The 17,861-nt window shown below is 69.6% G+C and carries 14 protein-coding genes, 1 tRNA gene and 1 pseudogene; 4 read left to right on the top strand and 12 right to left on the bottom strand.

What is annotated here, in order from left to right:
- The first annotated feature begins 22 nt into the window (after positions 1-22).
- Both AC5L34_RS15625 and AC5L34_RS15620 read left to right on the top strand, forming a co-directional pair.
- Positions 23-331 carry a P-loop nucleotide/nucleoside kinase family protein gene (locus AC5L34_RS15625; protein ID WP_494825574.1) on the top strand — a complete coding sequence of 103 codons (309 nt, stop codon included), beginning with the start codon at positions 23-25 and terminating at the stop codon, positions 329-331.
- A gap of 437 nt (positions 332-768) precedes the next feature.
- Positions 769-2,136, top strand: coding sequence for a ricin-type beta-trefoil lectin domain protein (locus AC5L34_RS15620; RefSeq protein WP_441175955.1), 1,368 nt, complete (start codon positions 769-771; stop codon positions 2,134-2,136).
- Positions 2,137-2,778: 642 nt separating this feature from the next.
- Here AC5L34_RS15620 and AC5L34_RS15615 read toward each other — a convergent pair.
- The 5 genes from AC5L34_RS15615 to AC5L34_RS15595 all read right to left on the bottom strand — a co-directional run bounded on the left by AC5L34_RS15615 (position 2,779) and on the right by AC5L34_RS15595 (position 9,632).
- Positions 2,779-5,052 (bottom strand): hypothetical protein, encoded by a 2,274-nt coding sequence (locus AC5L34_RS15615; protein ID WP_494825572.1) that lies wholly within the window; start codon positions 5,050-5,052, stop codon positions 2,779-2,781.
- A 1-nt stretch (position 5,053) separates the two neighbouring features.
- Positions 5,054-5,126: transfer RNA gene (locus tag AC5L34_RS15610), tRNA-Ala, on the bottom strand.
- 548 nt (positions 5,127-5,674) lie between these two features.
- Complete coding sequence (locus AC5L34_RS15605) at positions 5,675-6,760, bottom strand: serine hydrolase domain-containing protein (protein WP_441176019.1); 1,086 nt, start codon at positions 6,758-6,760, stop codon at positions 5,675-5,677.
- 440 nt (positions 6,761-7,200) lie between these two features.
- Positions 7,201-8,265 carry a hemolysin family protein gene (locus tag AC5L34_RS15600; RefSeq protein WP_494825570.1) on the bottom strand — a complete coding sequence of 355 codons (1,065 nt, stop codon included), beginning with the start codon at positions 8,263-8,265 and terminating at the stop codon, positions 7,201-7,203.
- Positions 8,262-9,632 carry a hemolysin family protein gene (locus AC5L34_RS15595; protein WP_494825568.1) on the bottom strand — a complete coding sequence of 457 codons (1,371 nt, stop codon included), beginning with the start codon at positions 9,630-9,632 and terminating at the stop codon, positions 8,262-8,264. Before AC5L34_RS15595 ends, AC5L34_RS15600 begins: the two co-directional genes overlap by 4 nt.
- 513 nt (positions 9,633-10,145) lie before the next feature.
- On the opposite strand from AC5L34_RS15595, the gene AC5L34_RS15590 reads away from it, so the two are divergent.
- Both AC5L34_RS15590 and AC5L34_RS15585 read left to right on the top strand, forming a co-directional pair.
- Positions 10,146-11,195, top strand: coding sequence for a sporulation protein (locus AC5L34_RS15590; RefSeq protein ID WP_494825566.1), 1,050 nt, complete (start codon positions 10,146-10,148; stop codon positions 11,193-11,195).
- A 105-nt stretch (positions 11,196-11,300) separates the two neighbouring features.
- Positions 11,301-11,522, top strand: a complete 222-nt coding sequence (locus AC5L34_RS15585; protein ID WP_088977233.1) for a hypothetical protein — start codon at positions 11,301-11,303, stop codon at positions 11,520-11,522.
- A gap of 337 nt (positions 11,523-11,859) precedes the next feature.
- Here AC5L34_RS15585 and AC5L34_RS15580 read toward each other — a convergent pair whose 3' ends face one another.
- From AC5L34_RS15580 to AC5L34_RS15550, 7 genes and pseudogenes are all read right to left on the bottom strand, one after another.
- Positions 11,860-12,192 (bottom strand): YciI family protein, encoded by a 333-nt coding sequence (locus AC5L34_RS15580; protein ID WP_441175961.1) that lies wholly within the window; start codon positions 12,190-12,192, stop codon positions 11,860-11,862.
- 821 nt (positions 12,193-13,013) lie between these two features.
- Positions 13,014-13,220, bottom strand: a pseudogene (locus tag AC5L34_RS15575) (ISL3 family transposase); the annotation flags it as partial.
- Between the two features lie 11 nt (positions 13,221-13,231).
- Positions 13,232-13,891 carry a response regulator gene (locus AC5L34_RS15570; RefSeq protein ID WP_441175962.1) on the bottom strand — a complete coding sequence of 220 codons (660 nt, stop codon included), beginning with the start codon at positions 13,889-13,891 and terminating at the stop codon, positions 13,232-13,234.
- Positions 13,888-15,045 (bottom strand): sensor histidine kinase, encoded by a 1,158-nt coding sequence (locus AC5L34_RS15565; protein WP_494825563.1) that lies wholly within the window; start codon positions 15,043-15,045, stop codon positions 13,888-13,890. Before AC5L34_RS15565 ends, AC5L34_RS15570 begins: the two co-directional genes overlap by 4 nt.
- Positions 15,042-15,878, bottom strand: a complete 837-nt coding sequence (locus AC5L34_RS15560; RefSeq protein WP_494825561.1) for a CPBP family intramembrane glutamic endopeptidase — start codon at positions 15,876-15,878, stop codon at positions 15,042-15,044. Before AC5L34_RS15560 ends, AC5L34_RS15565 begins: the two co-directional genes overlap by 4 nt.
- A gap of 622 nt (positions 15,879-16,500) precedes the next feature.
- A complete protein-coding gene (locus AC5L34_RS15555; RefSeq protein WP_494825559.1) occupies positions 16,501-17,364 on the bottom strand; it encodes a hypothetical protein in 864 nt (287 codons plus the stop codon).
- A 29-nt stretch (positions 17,365-17,393) separates the two neighbouring features.
- Positions 17,394-17,777: a PadR family transcriptional regulator gene (locus tag AC5L34_RS15550; RefSeq protein WP_441175966.1), complete on the bottom strand. Its 384-nt coding sequence runs from the start codon at positions 17,775-17,777 to the stop codon at positions 17,394-17,396.
- Positions 17,778-17,861: the final 84 nt, after the last annotated feature.

Raw genomic sequence — 17,861 nt, 5'->3', positions numbered from 1 at the left:
TCAGTGAACCAAGGACGAATGGGTGTTGGCTCTCTCCGGGCACGAGAATGCACCATCGGCTCAGGACGTGATCGAAGGACGGCTCATCCAGATCGGGCTGCGCGCCCTCGACGCCGGCACCAACGTCGTAATCGACTTCGGCCTCCGGAGCCGCGACGAGCGCTCCGCCCTACGCCAGGCCGCAGCGGAACTCGACACAACCGTGCACATGCGGTACTTCAAACTTCCCCTGCTGAACAGCGCAGACGACTCGATCAGCGTCAAGCCGACGCTCCACACACGACGCGGCCCATGTTCGACGAAGAACGACGAGGTCAGCCGGGCCGACTGACTGCACCCACGCCCTGTACGTGGGCCCGGCTGCCGGCGCGATCACCGGCGACCCCGGCGCCTGCGTCGGCCATCGGCGACGCGGTTCCGGATACGGTGTGGCTCTGGACCGGGCCGTCCGGCTGGCATGTCGAGAGCCTGCTGTCCGGTCGGCACCAGGCAGCCGTCGGTGCAGCGGGTGGCGGACAACAGGACAGCGTGAGCGAGGTCCTCGATGGCCCGGGTGGGCCGGTTGCCCACCCCCAGGCGCGACGGCCCGCGCTGGAGGGTCGGAAGCCCACACGTGCGGGTATTGACGTAGATCATTGGTATGGGTGAGGGTATCCAGACGGCCGATTGCCACACCACTGGTCAGTTCGGTGCTGAGGTCGTCGTCCGCCTCAGTCCTGGCAGGCCCCAGGCCGGCCGGCGCCTCTCATGCGAAGGAGCCCACCCCCCATGGGGCTTACGCCAACGCCAATCCGCAAGGTCGCCATTGGTGCGACCCTCGCCGCAACCGTCGCAGCCCTCACCGGCATCGGTATCGTCGCCGCGCCGAGCAGCAGCGCCGCGGTCGGCTGCGGCGTGCTCTTCGATGACTTCAACTACTCATCCCGTACGGACGCGGCCCTTGGCCAGCGGGGCTGGCGCATCCGGAGCAGTCCCGGCGGCCCGGGCGTGAGTGGTGCGCGCTGGCTCGCTGACAACGTGTCGTTCCCGACCGTCGACGGGCAGAAGGTCGCCCAGTTGAGAGCGGTCACCGACGGCACCGCGGGCGGTACGTCGCACGCCGAGTTCTCGCAGAGCAACCGCCGCTTCTTCGAGGGCACCTACCTCGCCCGGATAAAGTTCGCCGACGCCCCGGTCAGCGGCCCGGACGGCGATCACGTGAACCAGACCTTCTACGCCATCTCCCCGCTTGCCGCTCCGCGCGACCCGATGTACTCCGAGCTGGACTTCTCCGAGTACCTGCCCAACGGCGGCTGGGGTGAGCCGGGCCCGATCAACTACCAGACCAGCTGGTACACCTACGTGGCCGATCCGTGGTACGCCGACAACCAGCACAGCAAGCAGGCCGGCAGCATCAACGGCTGGCACGACGTCATGGCGACGGTCTCCGGTGGTCACGTGAAGTACTACATCGACGGCGCGCTGGTCGGTGACCACTCAGGCAAGTTCTACCCGCGGCAGAACATGTCGATCGACTTCAACCAGTGGTTCATCGACCTGACGGGGCACACGGGGGTCGGCACCAGCACCTGGATCCAGTCGGTCGACTACGTGTACCACGCCAAGAAGCAGGTGCTGAGCCCGACGCAGGCGGCTGCGGCGATCAACGGGTACCGGTCCGGAGGCACCGTGCACGTCGACAGCGTCGTCACCACCAACGACTGCGACCCCGGCGTACCCCCAGGCACCAACCCGCCGACGACCCCGCCGGTCGGCGCGACGATGCTGCAGTCCAACTTCAGCGGTCGCTGCATCGACATCCCGGGCGGCAACCCGGTCGACGGAGCCCGCCTCCAGATGTTCGACTGCAACGGTAGCGCCGCGCAGAGCTGGGCGTTCCACGGTGACGGCACGCTGCGGGCGATGGGCAAGTGCATGGACCCGGCCGGTGGCGCCCTCGCCAACGGCACGCCGATCCAGCTGACCGCCTGCAACACCAACCCGGTGCAGCGATTCACCCTCACCTCCGCCCGGACCCTGGTGAACGTCTCCTCCGGCCGATGCGTGGACATCAAGGACTGGGTCGGTAGCAACGGCGCCGCGCTGCAACTGTGGGACTGCGCCGGCACCGCCAACCAGATCTGGGGCAAGCTCTGACCGGATGACAGCAAGAAGAAGGCCCGCACCGGCTCGGTGCGGGCCTTCTTCTTGTGCGCGGAGGTTCGACCCCGGCCCCAGAGCGACCACCGCAGCCGTACGTCCCTGGCCGAGCAGCCGTGCGAGTTCGCGTGGTTGGGCGGTGAGCTGCGCGGCGTCGTGCCCCCACCCGCTCGCGTTCGTGCGACAGGGCTGGCGTGCCGAGCGGCTCACCGGCACCATCATCGACCAGCAGCTCGGACCACCAGTCGGCGATGGGGGCGGGCTTGAAAACCGACCCGCACGCCCCCCACATACCACAGGTACGGTGCGCTCGCCTGCAACAACCACCGGCTCGGGTACAGCGGCCGCCTCTGCTGGTGGTGAGCAGGTCCGCCAACCGGTACGCCCATCGCGTGTCCCGGTCGGCAGCCGGGGCCCCGCCGCTCTGGCGGGTCTGCACCGATCGGATGGGTGGCACGACCGACCTGTAGCCGTTCAGCCGCAGGTAGTCGCCATGGTGGTAAGCAGCGTGCTGGCGGGCGCCAAGGATCGAATCTGCGTACATCACCGCCGGCCGCCCTCGCCCGTCGCGGGCGTCCACGTCGGCACTCGCCAGCAGGAGCGTGTAGCCACCACACGGAGCCCCTGCCTCGCTGAACCTCAGTCCCGCGGTCCCGGGTCGAGCATCCAGTGCTCCGTCGTGGTCCAGCCGAGCAGCCGTCGGCCGGTGCCCGCCCTGCCGTCCGCGTCGAACTTTCCACCGCTGATCACGTGCGCGAGTCCGGTCACGGCCGGCGCTAGCCGGGTTCGCACGTGGTCTGGCTGGGTGGCCAACCGCTTCTCGGCGTAGGCCGCGAAGGCCTTCTGCCCCTCCCAGGAGGACAGCGACAGGAAGAACAGCATTTGCCGCCACGCGTACGCGGTGTTCTTGACGGTGCCCAGCGGCCGAGGGTTGTGGTGGATACGCGCCGTCAGCCGCAGCACCGTATCCATGCACCGCTTCGCTAGGTGCGTCGAGGGCAGGTCGATGCCGAGCTCGGCGATCGTGGCCAGGTTGTGCGTGGTCATAATCTGCGCCTGCTCGATGATGATCCCGTTGGCCGCGACGTTCAACCACGACCGCTTACCGGAGGCGCCGGCCCGGTCGCGGCACAGGTGATCGAAGGCGTCCGAGGTCCGAGTACGCCGGATCAGCCGCCTGCTGGTGTCGTCGATCGCGGCGATGGCCGGGTAGTCGATGTCGTAGTACCGCGCGTACAGGCTGTCCGCGAGCCGCCGGCCAGCGAGTTTGGCCGCCTGGAGGAACTTCGCTGAGAACGTGCCCATGAAGATGTCGGCCGCGAGCTCCTCGACCCACGGCAGCTGCAGGCTCGCCTGCTTCGACAGCGTCGACAGTTCCCCGACGAGCGGGTTGGGCAAGACCGTGGCCGGGAACCCGCAGACCGCGGCGGAGGCCAGCCGGACCAGGGTGCGACGCGCCTGGTTGCGGGTGTCGCTGGTGTCGGTCCGGGCGGACGCGACCGCCTGGACCCAGGGCAGCTCGGCCACGCGCACCTGGTGCTGCAGGTTCAGCAGCAACAGGGACCGGCGATTCCGGAAGGCACGGTACGTGGCGTCCATCAGAATGCGCAGGGCCGGGTCCGGGTACGCCGAAGCCGCAGTCGCCGCCGCCAACCGCGGGGTGAGCCGTGCCAGCTCCTCCGCCGAGGCGATGACGCCGCGGTCGATCAGCTGCTCCAGGGTTCCGGCGGCGGCGCGGGTGACGACGCGGGCGACGGGGCGTGGTGTCGGCCAGCCCGCCACCACACCCTCCGGGTGGGCCTCGTCAGCGTCGACTGGGCGTAGCACGTGGTCGACGTCGCCGATCCCGATGTCCTGAGGTAGGCCGGCCAGCCGGGCGGCGACCAACTGCGCCAGCTGATGGTGGCGGGGCCGCGCCGCCTCGCGGGCCTGCTGCTCGCGTAGCGCGGTGTGCTCGGGGCTGCCCGGCTGGCCGCGCTTGCGCAGCATCGCATCCACCGCGCTTTGGACCAGGCCACGCTCCCGTGGCGTCAGCTCCGCTCCGGCCACGCGTCGCTCCAGCGCAGTTCGCAGTACGCCGATGCTGCCCTTCGGGTTGCGATGCTTGCTGCAGAGGGTGTGCTCGGCGGTGAGCTGCTGGTAGCGGGCCAGCAGCTGCACGGCTCGCGGCAGCCAGCCGTCCAGCGTCACCGCGCCGATCCGGCCGCCGTCACGGGTCTCGCACCACAACGTCAGCAACTCGTCGGCGAACGGATTCCACACCGTCAGCGCCTCGCGCATCGTCTCGATCTGCGCATTCGGCTGCCGCTGCTCCAGGATCCAGCGCACGTCGCCCGCCGTCTGCCGATACACGACGTCCGGGTCGTCGGCGCGCTGATCGCTCGGAGCCGGGGTGAACCGCAGCCGTTCGGCGAACGGTGCGATCTCCTCCAGAACGCCCAAGGCGGCGTCGCGCCCGCCAGCTCGCAGCAACCACGCCACCACCGGCAGCGCCGTCTCCTCCGCGTACTCCACCCGGTAGCGGCCGCTGTCGAGCAGCTCGCCCAGCTCTTCCAATCCCGCGTCGGTCAACCAGAACCAAAACAACGCCCGGCGGTCGGCGGGCAGGCCCAGCCGCTGCGCCCGGTCGGTCTCGTCCGGGCGCAGCGGACCGCCCGCCGCCGGCTCCCCGGTCGCGAACCCACCGTGGACCACCTGCGGCGTCACCCATGCCGGCAGACCTCTCACCGGGGTACGCGAACCGATGTCCAGCCCTCCCCCGGCCATCCCGTCCACGACCTGCTGCCAGCGGCGTACCCGCAGCTCCGCCCGCTGACGGGTGGCCTCGTCCTCATGCGTCCCGGCGGTCGTCAGGGCACGCGCCAGCTGGCCCAGGGGGAAGCCCACGCCGACGCGGATGTCGTTGTCGCTCACGCCAGCGTGGCGGGCCCCGCCCCCGCGCCCTCCGGGATGCAAGCCCGGTGCTCTCCTCACTGAGCTACACGCTGATGCCGCGAGACACTACGCAAGTCACCGCCGCATACGCACCCGAGATCCGAAGCAGCGAGAACCCACCGTCGCAATCCAACTCTCGCCAATGCTGATGGCGGAGGCGGAGGCTGTGGCGGTCCACGTTTCTCGGCGACCGGACGGGCTAACCCCCGACCCCGTCCTGCCTCTGGTCAGCGTGGAACCGCCGAAGCGTGGTGGCGCTACCCCGCGTTGTCCAGCATCCTGGTCGCCGTGCTCGTCGTGCAACGTGTCCGGGTCCGCTGGGGTGCCCACGCCCGCGGGTCGACGCACGCTGTGCGAACGTCGGTTGGTCGCGGAGGTGTTTGAACTTCCGCCGCTACCGGCGGGCGAGATGCTCGTCGTGCACGATGTTCTGGCTGACGAGGCTGACGGCTACCGGTCTGCGTCGTCCGTCGGTTCGGGGGTCCGAAACGCAATCGGAACGCGGCACCCAGGCGATCCGGCCTGGCCGGAACGCCACGGCCCGGCCGTCCGGCAGCCACGACCGGAGTACGGTGCCGGTCGCGGCTGCCGGGCGACAGCGTCAGCGCTGCGGCAGTGGCCTGACCAGGGTCGGTGCGCCCGGCGCCGGGACGACCGCCGGTACCCTGGCGGCGGTGGCGGTCCGCGCCGCGACGGCGCTCTCACCGACCAGTGCCGTGTTCAGGAACCTCCCGACCGCCTCGCCGATCGGGTCCGGCGCGCCGGGCAGCGCGTAGTGCGTCACGTTCTGGGCGAGGCTCACCTGCCGCCGACCGTCCGGGGTGTGCAGCGAGATGGTGCTGTGTCCGAAGACCAGGCCGTCGTGCCCCCAGACGTCGCCGGTGGGCCAGGTCATCCGGTAGAGGCCGAGCCCGTAGCCGGCGGCCTCCGGCTGGGCCGGATCGAACGGCACGGTGGTCTTCATCGCGGCCAGTTGAGCCGGGCGGAGCAGCCGGCCACCGAGCAGCGCCCGGAAGAAGGTGTTCAGGTCGGCCATGGTCGAGACGAGCGCCCCGGCCGTCCAGGCCCAGGACATGTTGCTGACGCTGAAATCGCGCAGCTCGCCCTCGTACCACGGGACGTAGCCCCTGCTGTGCGGGCCGGCGATCCGGGGACGCACGCCGGGGAAGTACGTCTGCCGCAGCCCGAGCGGCCGGAGGATCCGCCGGTGCACCTCGTCGGTGGCAGACCGGCGGGTGACCCGCTCGATGATCAGCCCAGCCAGGATGTAGTTGGTGTTCGAGTAGGAGAAGGCCGCGCCCGGTGCCCCGGTCGACGGCTGACCGAGGCCGGCCCGGACGAGTTGGCGCGGCGTGAACGTGGTGGACCGGTGCCGCTCGATGTCCTCCGGGGTGGCGAAGATGACGTGGTCGTAGTCGCTGATCCCGCTGGTGTGATCGAGCAACATCCGGACGGTCACCCCGGCGACCGCGAACTCCGGAAGGTACCGGCCGATCGGGGCGTCCAGCGCGATCCGGCGCTCACCGACGAGTTGCAGCAGCGTGGCGGCCACGAAGGTCTTGGTGATGCTGCCGACCCGGTGCTGGAACCCGGGCAGCACCGGTCGACCGGTCGTCACGTCGGCCACCCCGCTGGCGCCCCGCCACCGGTCCCGTCCGTCGCGCGCCTCGGCGAACACACCGGGCATGCCGGCCTCGGTGATCGCGCGAAGGTCGGCGGTGAGCGCCGCGTCCGGCAGCGACCCGGCGGGCGGACGGCCGGCCGCGAGTGCCGGGCCGGCACCGGCCAGCAGGGGCGTCGCGAGTGCCGTACCGGTGGTGGCCAGCAGGAAACTGCGGCGTGACAGGTGCATGTCGCCTCCCGTGTGACGTAACTGCTGCTGATGGTGCCACGGGGCGCCAACCGGAAACGTCGGTCTATGGACCCATATCGGCCTCCCCACCGGGGATGACCCGGGGCCAGGTCGCCGAGGAGGGTGATCGATCCGTGCTCGCTGCGGCGAACGATGGGCATTGCCTGCGGGCGATACAGCGAATGGGGCACTGGATCCGCCCGCGAAGTGCGTAACGGCGTGGTCAACCCCGGTCCCAGGCAGCGACGAGTCGGCTCATGGGGGCGGGCATCGGGTCATGAGGGAACCATGGCGCGGTCGGTGGTGTGTTGGGTGGCGTCGCGGACCTCGCCGACGAGCTCCTCCACGATGTCCTCGAGCGCGGCCAGGCCGAGGATCTGGCCGGTCGGGTCGACGACGGTGGCGAGGTGGGCGCCGCGATGTTGCATGACGGTGAGCGCGTCGCGCAGGGGCTTGGTGGCGTCGAGGGTCGCGAGCGGGCGGATCAGCCCGGGGTCGAGAGGCTCGTCGTGCTGTTCCGTTGGCAGTCCGAGGATGTCCTTGACGTGGACGTACCCGGTGAGCCCACCCTGCGGGTCGGTGAGCGGGAAACGGGAGTATCCGGTTGCCGCGCACTGGCGTTCGAGCTCCGCGGCGGTGGTGTCCTGGGGCAGGGTGATGAGTGAGGCCAGTGGGAGCGCAACGGTGGCGGCGGTCTGGTCGTTGAAGGACAGCGCGCCGGTGAGCAGGTCGTGCTCCTGCTGGTCGATCAGTCCTTCCTGACGGGACTGGGCGATGAAGCCGGCGATTTCCTCGTTGGTGAAGGTGGAGGTCACCTCGTCCTTCGGAGTGACGCGGAGAAGCCGCAGGACGGCGTTGGCGATCTGGTTGAGCAGCCAGATCAGCGGACGCAGGACGGTGACGATGCCGTAGAGCACAGGCCCGAGGACCAGGGCGGAGCGTTCGGGACCAGCGAGCGCGATGTTCTTGGGCACCATCTCGCCGAGCACCATGTGCAGGAACACCACGATCGCCAGGGCAATGGTGAACGCGATGGGATGCAGCAGCGCCTCGGGTACGCCAGCGGCGGCGAAGGGCTTCTCCAGCAGGTGCGCCACGGCGGGTTCGCCGATCGCGCCGAGGCCGAGGGAGCAGACGGTGATGCCGAGTTGCGCGCCGGCCATCATCAGGGAGACGTTCTCCATCGCCCGCAGGGTGATCCGGGCGATGGACGAACCGGCCGCGACGCGCGGTTCGATCTGCGTACGGCGGGCGGAGATCAGGGCGAACTCCGCCCCGACGAAGAAGGCGTTACCGGCCAGCAGCGCCACGGCCAGCAGGATCGCGGTGAGGTCGCTCATGACCGGGCTTCCTCGCTCGGGTGGTTGTCGGTACGACGCAGGGTGAGCCGGTCGACCCGGCGGCCGTCGAGCCGGGTGACGGTGAGTTCGGCGTGGGTCGGGGTCGGCAGACCGTCCGGGTCGGAATGGTTCCGGTCGGCGACGGGCACGGTGATGGTGTCGCCGACCTGCGGGAAGCGGCCGAGGTGCTCGGTCACGAGGCCGCCGAGGGTGTCGGTGTCCCGCGCTTCCGGCAGGTCGAGGCCGATCAGCCGGGACGCCTCGTCGGGGCGCAGCAGGCCGGACAGGGTCCATGTCCCGTCGGCGGCGCGGTGGTGGCGACGGTGGGGGGCGTCCTGCTCGTCGGCGATTTCACCGACGATCTCCTCGACGAGGTCCTCCAGCGTGACGATGCCGGCCGTGCCGCCGTACTCGTCGACGACGGCCGCCATCTGTAGTCCCTGCTCGCGCAGGACAGCCAGCAGCGGGTCCAGCGGCATGGTCTCGGGCACCTCGGGCAGGCCAGACATGATCGTCCGGACCGGCTGCGTGGACCGCTGTGCCGTGGGCACTGCGAGGGCGTGCTTGAAGTGCACCGCGCCGACGACGTCGTCGACGCCGGTGCCGGTGGCCGGGAATCGGGCGTGCCCGGTGCCGGCGGCGAGGGCCAGGACCTCCGCTGCGGGCGCGTCGGCGGAGACGAACCGCACGCGGGTACGCGGGGTCATGACGTCGGCCGCCGTACGCTCGCCGAAGTCGATCGAACGCGCGACCAGTTCGGCGGTCCGCGCGTCGAGGGTGCCCTCGCGGCCCGATCGGCTGACCAGCGAGGCGAGTTCCTGCGGGGACCGCGCCGAGGCCAGCTCCTCGGTCGGTTCGACGCCCATCAGGCGCAGGATCCGGTTGGCGGTGCCGTTGAGGAAACGGATCAGCGGGCCGGCGCCGGTGGTGAAGCCGCGCTGCGCCCCGGCGACGGCGCGGCCGACGCGCAGCGGTTCGGAGATCGCCCAGTTCTTCGGTACGAGTTCACCGAAGACCATCTGGAAGCCCGTCGCCAGAGCCAGCGCCAGCGTCACCGACACCGCGGTCACCGCGGAGTCGGACAGGCCGGTGAGCCCGAGCGGGCCGCGCAGCAGCGTGGCCAGGGACGGCTCGGCCAGGAACCCGACGACCAGACTGGTCACCGTGATGCCCAGTTGCGCCCCGGACAACTGGGTGGACAACGTTCGCAACCCCGCCAGTAGTCCGGCGGCGCGGCGGTCGCCGTCCTGCGCCCGGCGCTCGACCGTCGCCCGGTCGACCGTGACGAAGGCGAACTCCGCGGCCACGAACAGCGCATTCGCCGCGATCAGCAGGACCGCGACGGCCAGCAACAGCCACTCGGTCACCAGCACGCCACCTTCCGGACCTCGGATTGGTTAGGACTGGGAGGCTCACCGTCGCGGGACATGCCGGCCAGGTTAGGCAGGCATTCTGAGACGTTTCTGTGTGCTCACCGCCACGCCGGAGCTGGGGAACACCGCGCGGTGAGAGGTCGCGCTTCGCCTGAAGGCGAGCAGGCGTCGGCTGCCCGTTGCGCCAGATCGTTGGTGTAGACGGCACCCGACCGCCGATCCGGTGGTGCTCCGGGGGGGGGCCGGTAGAGGGAGGCGTCAAACAGGCCGTGGTGGCTATGGCGTGCAGGTCACGCTGGTGTTCGTGTTGGTGTTGGTGAACACGGCACCACCCAGGAGTAACGGTGCGGATGCACTCAGCTACTTCTCAGGTGGCGTTGGTATTTTCCCGGCGCTGTAATTTCCATTATGGACGTCGCTGATCTCGTTGCGGCACAAGGGTTCTATGTGGAAGTTCCACCGGATCTGCGGTTGTCGCGCGTTCGGTGGTCGTCGAGGGAGAGGTTCGTGGTGTTCAAGAAGATGCTGGGCGCGTTCGGGGTGGGCGGCCCCAGCGTCGATACGGTCCTGTCCAATCCGAGCACCCGCCCTGGCCTGATGCTGGGCGGGCAGGTGAACCTGACCGGCGGCAGCCACGATGTGGAGATCGACCACATCACTGTCGGCCTGGTCACCCGGGTGGAGATGGAGGGCGTGGAGGAGGAGTACGACGCCCTCGTCGAGTTCCATCGCGTTCAGGTGGCGGGTGGCCTGCACCTGCGCGAGGGGCAGCGGCTGTCCTTGCCGTTCCAGGTGGCGATGCCGTGGGAGACCCCGGTGACCGACCTGCACGGGCAGCACCTGCACGGCATGACCATGGGCCTGCGCACCGAGGTGGCCATCCGTGGCGCCGTCGACAAGGGCGACCTCGACCCGGTGTCCGTGCACCCACTGCCGGTGCAGGAACGCATCCTGGAGGCCTTCGGCCGGCTCGGCTTCGGGTTCAAGGGCGCCGACCTGGAGCGCGGGCACATCTCGGGCCTGTACCAGGGTCTGCCGTTCTACCAGGAGATTGAGTACTACGCCGCCCCGCAGTACGCCCACGCCGTCAACGAGGTCGAGCTGACCTTCGTCGCAAACGAGCACGCCGTGGACGTCGTGCTCGAGTTCGACAAGCGCGGCGGATTGTTCACCGGCGGCCACGACTCGTTCGGCCGCTACCACGCCGCGCACGCCGACGCCGACCGCGTCGACTGGGCCGCGCAGGTCGACGGCTGGGTCCGGCAGGCCCTCGACGGCTACCAGAGCCTGCACGGCGGCCACGGCTACGCCCCGCCCGCCCAGGGCTACGGCGCGCCGGGCTACCCGCCTCCGCCGCCCGGCTACGGGCACGCCGCATACGGCCACCCAGGCGGCCACTACAAGGAGGAACACCACGAGCGGCACGGTGGCCCCGGCATGGGTGCCGTCGCCGCAGGCGTGGTCGGCGGCGCCGCGCTCGGCTTCGCCGGCGGCATGGTCGCCGACGAGGTCTTCGACTCCTTCGGCGACGACGAGGGCGACGACGAGGAGGCGTGAACCGCCCGTGTCCACAGTGGATACACGCACCCGCTCCATGATCTAATTCAGCAGGTTTGTCCATAGCCAGTCGGATTGCCCGACCGGCACTTCGAAGGAGTGTGCATGCCCGTCACCGCCGACCTCACCAAGCTGGTCGACAAGGCCTACCAGGACAAGACCCTCACCGAGATCGTCGACGCCCCGGTGTCCGCCCTCGCCGGGGTCAGCGACGGCGACGCCAAGCTGCTCAAGGACGCCTTCAACATCACCACCGTCGGCGACCTCGGCCGCAACCCGTACTTCCGCACCGCCAACGCCCTGGTCGCCCTCGCCGGCGGCAAGTAGTTCCCTCGCGGCGTGGTGCCGGGCTTCCGGCGCCACGCCGCATGGTGTGGGTGTGCGCTACCGGCCTGGCCGTCGCCTCGGGCTTCGCGTCCCACGTGCGGCAAGCACGCCCTGGCGCGAGCCGAACCGACGGCTGCGCAGGCGGTCGGATTCGGACTCAGGTGGCCAGGACAGCGACGATCGCGAGGTAGTTGCCCGGCAGCAGGACACCCTCGAAGCCCACTCGACCCCAGCCGCGAGGTTGGCGACCAGCATGCCGGCGAGGACGACGGCGGTCATGAACACACCCGCGGCAATAACGAAGAGCTCAGCCAGGATCAACTTGCAGGCGCCAGTATCAGCCGGGCGGAGGCGGACACTCGAGGACTGCGATCGAGTTTCCGGCGGACAGCCGCAGGTGCGGATGTCCGGAGAAGATCTGAACTGCCTCATCGTGCGAGTCCGCCTCCACGATGGTGTAGCCAGTCATGGCGTCGGTAAAATCCTCGACCCCCTGCGCCGTGACCAGCCTCTTCGCGTTCAACGGAGCGCCGGGATCGATGAGAGCTTTCTCGTTGGCCTGCGCCCATGACGCCCAGGCGTGGATGAACTCGGTTTGCTGCTGTTCGGTGAGTTCGGCCCTGCTGACCTCATCAGCCGCGCCGTTGAAGAGTGCAAGGAATCTACCCATCCCCGCATGGTACTGGCGTCCTGCTCATGCCGCCGATCCTTGATCACGATCCCCGGTTGGAGTACTAAGCGCACCCGGGTGGCGGACTGCTTGTCGGTCAAGCGCGCCCGAGAGATGGAGGCCCTCGGCTTCCTGCAAATCAGCATGGCCTCGACCGAGAAGGTCTCCTGGAACGGCGGATTCGGCATCGTCAGCTGACCCACTCTCCCGCAGTCTCCTGCGGCGCCCTCACTACACCGTGAGTTCGGTACAGCTCATTAACCGACGTCCCGTCTCGGCATCGGGACGTGGCGGACGCGAAGCCAGCAGCAACCTCAAGGACACCCCTGACTTCATCGCCGACCGCCCATCTGTGTCCGGATCGCTGCCCGTACCTGAAGGGCGGCGGCTCGACCAGGCAGCAGTCGGTATCACGCTAACGGCTCTCGAAGTGTTGCTACCGGCGCCTTTCCTCAGAGGTCGCGGCCGGACCGAGTGCCAGCGGCCTTTGCGCCGGTCGGGACGAGATGGGCTTAGCAATCCTCACGAAATGATGTTGGGCGTATCCTCAGAACGTAAGAATCGTTCTGTCTGAACGTGAGGAGGGCGAGTACGTGCACGTCCTCTGCTCCGACGAGCCGGCCCAGGTGCAGTCATACATCGGCATCATGAGCCGATTCGTGGCGGGCCTCCCCTGGCGGAAGCTGAGCGCGCATGATTTCGTTGTCGGCCAAGGGTTTGGCGACCGGTGAGATTCAGGCCCACCCCGGCTGAGGTGTATGGCGCGGACGTGTTCGGGCAACGATTCCGTCGATCAGTGACAAGGTCTTCATGCAGATGTGGCGCAAATCGGCGCGTCGCGTGTCAGCGTTACGGTCGGGCAGCACGTCCACCAGCCGCCGTGTTTGAGCATCGATCAGCACGGGCGCGTAGCGGCTGCGTCGCCGCAGCGCGAAATCATCCACGCCCAGAGGCGCGGCATACGGTATCCGCAGCAGCGCCCGGATCGGGGAATGCCGCGACAGCGGCACCGCCAGCGCCGACAGGAGTAGCGGCCACCTCAGGTCACCAGGCCCCGACGGTACGCATACACCACGGCTTGCACCCGGTCGCGCAGGTCGAGCTTGGTGAGGATGCGGGACACGTACGTCTTGACCGTCTCCTGGCTGATCACCAGGGCCGCGGCGATCTCGCTGTTGGACAGGCCCTCCGCGATGAGGCGGAGCACCTCCGTCTCGCGCGGGGTCAGCGCGCCGCTGTTCGGGTCGCCTTCGGCCGGTCGGATGCGGGCCGCGTAGCGGCCCACCAGCTGCCGGGTCACCTCTGGGGCCAGCAGCGCGGCGCCCGTCGCGACTGTGCGGATGCCGTGGAGCAGTTGCGCCGGTGGGGCGTCCTTGAGCAGGAAGCCGCTGGCACCCGCACGCAGTGCCTCGTAGACGTACTCGTCGAGGTTGAACGTCGTCACCACGAGGACCTTCACCGGCTCGGGGACCCCGGCGCCGGCCAGCAGGCGGGTCGCCTCGATGCCGTCGAGCACCGGCATCCGGACGTCCATCACCACCACGTCCGGCCGCAGACGAGCGGCCAGGTCGACCCCCGCGCGCCCGTCGCCGCACTCGCCGACGATTTCCATGTCGGGCTGGGCGTCGATGATCGTCGCGAATCCGGCGCGGATCAGCTCCTGGTCGTCGCAGACCAGCACCCGGATCGGCGCGGTCACGACGGGTACCCGGCCGGGATCCGGGCCCGCACGAGGAAGCCGCCGCCGGTCTGCGCGCCAGCGCTGAAGTCGCCACCGAGGGCGGTGACCCGCTCGCGGAGCCCGGAGAGGCCGCGCCCGCTGCCGCCAGGGGACGCGCTGGCGGATCCGGAGCCGTCGGTGCTGATCTCCACGGTCGTCTCCCTTTCCCCGTGGTGAAGGCGAACTTTGGTCCGGCTGCCGTGCGCGTGCTTCAGCGCGTTCGTCAGCGCCTCCTGCACCACCCGGTACGCCGCCTCCTCGGCGCTGCCGGTGGCCGTCGTCGGCGTGCCCTCCCGGACGAACTCGACCGGCTGCCCGGCCTGCCGGGAATGGTCGACGAGGGTGTCCAGGTCGCCGACGGACGGCGTACGAGGGTCGCCTGCGTTGTGATCCGGGTTGAGCAGGTCGAGCAGCTGCCGCAGGTCGCCGACGGCCCGGCGGCCGGTGCCGGTGATCGCGGTCAAGGCCTGGTCCAGCTTGTCCGGGGCGCCCGTCAGGTAGCGCGCCGCCTCGGCCTGCACGACCATCGCCGTCACGTGGTGGGTGACGACGTCGTGCAGCTCCCGGGCGATGCGCGTGCGCTCCGCAGTGCGGGTGGCCTGCTCGACATGGCGGCGGCGTTCCGCCTCGGCGGCCCGGTTCTGGCGCAGCCACGCCCCGATGCCCCACGCGAGCGCCAGCAACAGGTAGAAGGTGGTGAACCCGGCGACGCCCTCACCGGATCCGAGCCGGTCGAGGGAGATCGCCAGGGGCACGTACGCCGCCGAGGCGAGACCCGCGACGACCCAGCGGTGCCGCTCCAGGTGGGCGCCGGCGCTGATGAGCGCGATGGCCAGTCCCGTACCCGCGATGGTGTGGTAGCCGCGGAGCTGGTCGATCGCGAAGCCGAGCGACACCAGCCCGAGGCAGACGGCCGGCCACCGACGGCGTACGGCCAGCGGCAGGCACTCCAGGGCGACGACGCCGACGGTCAGCGCGTCGTACGGGCGGTCCGGGAGGTCACCGAGCTGCGTACCCTGCCGCTCCAGGGCCGGGACCACCGCCGCGACGGCCAAGGCCAGCGCGAACGGGAGGTCCCGGACCGTGATCGGCCACTGCCGCCACAGATCCGGGAGCCTCCGGAACTTGCTCACTGGGACACCGTAGCGGTTGCCGGGGCCTGAGCCTTGCGACCGTGGCGCGGGACGATGCGCCCGCGGCGCTTGGCCAGCCACAGGAACACCACGGTCAGCACCACGCCGGCCAGCACCGCGTACAGGCTGCCCTCCGGCCCGAAAGCGCCGCCACTGAGCGCGACCGGCCCCGACGTCGAGGCCTCAAGCAGCCCCTTCGACTCGCCGTTACCCGACACGGCGACGCTGAAGATGCCGCCGGCGGCGAAATTCCAGCCGAAGTGCAGGCCGATCGGGACCCACAGGTTCCGGGTGGCGGCGTAACAGGCGGCCAGCATGAACCCGGCCTCGATCGCGATGGCGGTCGCCCCCCACAGGCTGGCGTCCGGGTTCACCAGGTGCATCGCGCCGAACACCACGCCGGTCAGGGCGAGAGCTACCCAGGTGCCCGTACGCTCCTCGATGATCCGGAACAGCACCCCCCGGAACAGCAGCTCCTCGGCGACCGCGATGGCCGCCATGAGCCCGAGCAGACCCAGCGCTCGCGTCGGCGAACCCCAGCCCTCGACGTGGTAGCCGCCGAGGAACGCGATGTTGGCGATGACGGCCGCGAACATGGCGAAGCCGATGAGCGTCCCGCGGCCCAGCTTCCCGCCCCAACCGTCCTGGCCGAGCTCGGTCGGCTCACGGCGCTCGGTGCGCCGCACGACCAACCGATAGACGACCACGCCCAGCACCGCCGTCACAGCGCCGATCACCAAGGTGAGGAAGAAACTGCCCTCGACGGCGGCTATGCTCTGCCCGCCGACGAGAGCGACGACGGCGACGGCGAGAAGCTGTTTGACGAAGCGCATGATGACTCCTTCGCAGACCGCGACCGGAGCGCCGCGGACACAAAGAAACCTATGGAGTTCGGCCGCCACAATCGTCCCCGTGCGGTGGACACTTGCAGGTAGCTCGCATGGGGGACAAGACTCCCTCCGGAGTCCGGCAGTGGGACCTAGGTGACGTGCAGCGTGCTCATCTGAGCGGCACCGTCAGAGCCAGCCGTTGTCCCAGGCGGTGCGGAACACGTCCGCCCGGTTGGCCGGCGAGCACCATATCCACGAGCTCGCGGCAACGGCCGCTGTGGCGGTGCACAGCAGCTGCTGGCACGGCATTTGCGGGAGGCGCGGAGTGCCGGCCCGGGTGTGTGAGAGATCAGCGACGCAGCCAACGACCATTGAAGAGCAGCCGAGTGCAGCTCCGTGTCGCTCTATTACGTCCGAACTGCCGCCCCTGCGGCGGGAAAGGTGTCGCGAGTAGCCATAGTCGATACGCGCAAAGTCGGTACCGTCGATCGCGGCCTGGAACACAGCCGTCCAACGCTGCCACCAGCCGCTGCCGCCGCTCATCGATTATGTCGTTATGGCGTACGGCTGTTCCACCGATTCTTGCCCGGGCGGTCCGGCCGTGGCCGGACCGCCCGTCGGTTGGTCAGGCGCGGGTGCGCTGACGCAGCCGGGTCGAAATGACCGCGCCGACTGCCATGAGGACCGCGACGACCAGGGACGGCAGGGCGTCGGGCCGGTGCAGCAGTTCCCCCGTCGACCCGGCTTTGCCCAGTTGGTAGAGCGTGCCCAGCAGGAGGGTGGGAACGACGGCAATCAGCAGTCGCTGGTCGGCCGTCGCCACCCACAGGAAGGCGACTACCCCGACTATCACCATGGTGGCGGCAACGATCTGCGAGCTCATGTCGACCCTGCGGAAGCCTTCCGCAGGGATCAGATGCAGGGCGAGTATGCCGGCGGTGACCAGAACGGCGTTGGCCCGGGGCGTCGGCGGCACGTCCGCCGGACGCCGCAGACCCACCATGATCAAAGGCGTGGCGACAACCGGTGCCCACCACTGCGGCAGGCCGTTGAGGAACAGGTACGGGGAGATTGCGGTCGGCACCACCACCGCAGCTACCACCAGGACGGCGGCGGTGCGGGTGCGGCCCGCAACGAGCGCCACCAGCGCCGCGATCACCATGACCACGTAGATGCCCTGATCCCGCAGGACGGCCAGGGGGTCCAAGAATCCGCCGAACTGGAACGCCTCGACGAGGTCGTCCAGGCCGATGAGCGCACCCAGCGCCAGCACCGCCATGGCACCCAGGTGGATGCCCTGCCAGAGCAGTACGGCGGTGGGCCGGGCCGCGGTGCTGCCACCGTGCACCTGTAGGGCGCCCCGGATCAGCGAGGCCGTCTCCCGGACGCTGGGCCAGCGGCGGGTGGTCGGTTCCTCGCCGATCAACGTGTCGATCAGTTCGTCGGCACGTTCGCGGCGATAACCGGCCGGATAGGCCCGCAGCAGCATGCGGTAACGCTTCTCCAGAACATCAGAACTCATGCTGGTCTGATCCTCGCGATAGAAGGTTGATGGGTGCTTCCCTGCGGGAAGCTCCGGTGCGGCAGGCGATCCATGACCACCCGGGCGGCCCGGGCGAGCCGGTCGGCTTCCTCGGCGAGTACGCGGTGGCCCTCGTCGGTGAGCCGGTAGTAGCGGCGGGCACGCCCATTGACGATCTCTTCACCGTCAGCGGTGATGAGCCCCTCGCCGAGCAGCCGATCGATCACCGAGTACAGCGAGCCGGCAGCGAGTGTCACCCGCCCATCAGACAGCTCAGTCACCTGCTTGATCACGGCATACCCGTGGAGAGGGCCACCGAGTAGGGCAGCAAGGACGAAGTACGACGGTTCCCGCAGCGCGGGACGCGAAGTCGATCGCATGGTGCCGAATATACAAGCAACATGAATATCTAAGCAAGGTGACCGTATGCCCTCGCCGACCCACCTGAACGTTCCCAATAGACG

The organism is Micromonospora sp. ZG13 (genome assembly GCF_059359355.1).
Note: the sequence above shows the minus strand (reverse complement) of the source record. Positions and strands in the feature narration are given on the sequence as shown.

Bases quoted from the DNA above. Each gene is read 5' to 3' on its own strand.
- AC5L34_RS15620 (WP_441175955.1), top strand. From the start codon at position 769: ATGGGGCTTACGCCAACGCCAATCCGCAAGGTCGCCATTGGTGCGACC.
- AC5L34_RS15585 (WP_088977233.1), top strand. From the start codon at position 11,301: ATGCCCGTCACCGCCGACCTCACCAAGCTGGTCGACAAGGCCTACCAG.
- AC5L34_RS15580 (WP_441175961.1), bottom strand. From the start codon at position 12,192: ATGGGTAGATTCCTTGCACTCTTCAACGGCGCGGCTGATGAGGTCAGC.
- AC5L34_RS15560 (WP_494825561.1), bottom strand. From the start codon at position 15,878: ATGCGCTTCGTCAAACAGCTTCTCGCCGTCGCCGTCGTCGCTCTCGTC.
- AC5L34_RS15550 (WP_441175966.1), bottom strand. From the start codon at position 17,777: ATGCGATCGACTTCGCGTCCCGCGCTGCGGGAACCGTCGTACTTCGTC.
- AC5L34_RS15605 (WP_441176019.1), bottom strand. From the start codon at position 6,760: ATGCCCGGTGTGTTCGCCGAGGCGCGCGACGGACGGGACCGGTGGCGG.
- AC5L34_RS15600 (WP_494825570.1), bottom strand. From the start codon at position 8,265: ATGAGCGACCTCACCGCGATCCTGCTGGCCGTGGCGCTGCTGGCCGGT.
- AC5L34_RS15555 (WP_494825559.1), bottom strand. From the start codon at position 17,364: ATGCTGCTGCGGGCCTATCCGGCCGGTTATCGCCGCGAACGTGCCGAC.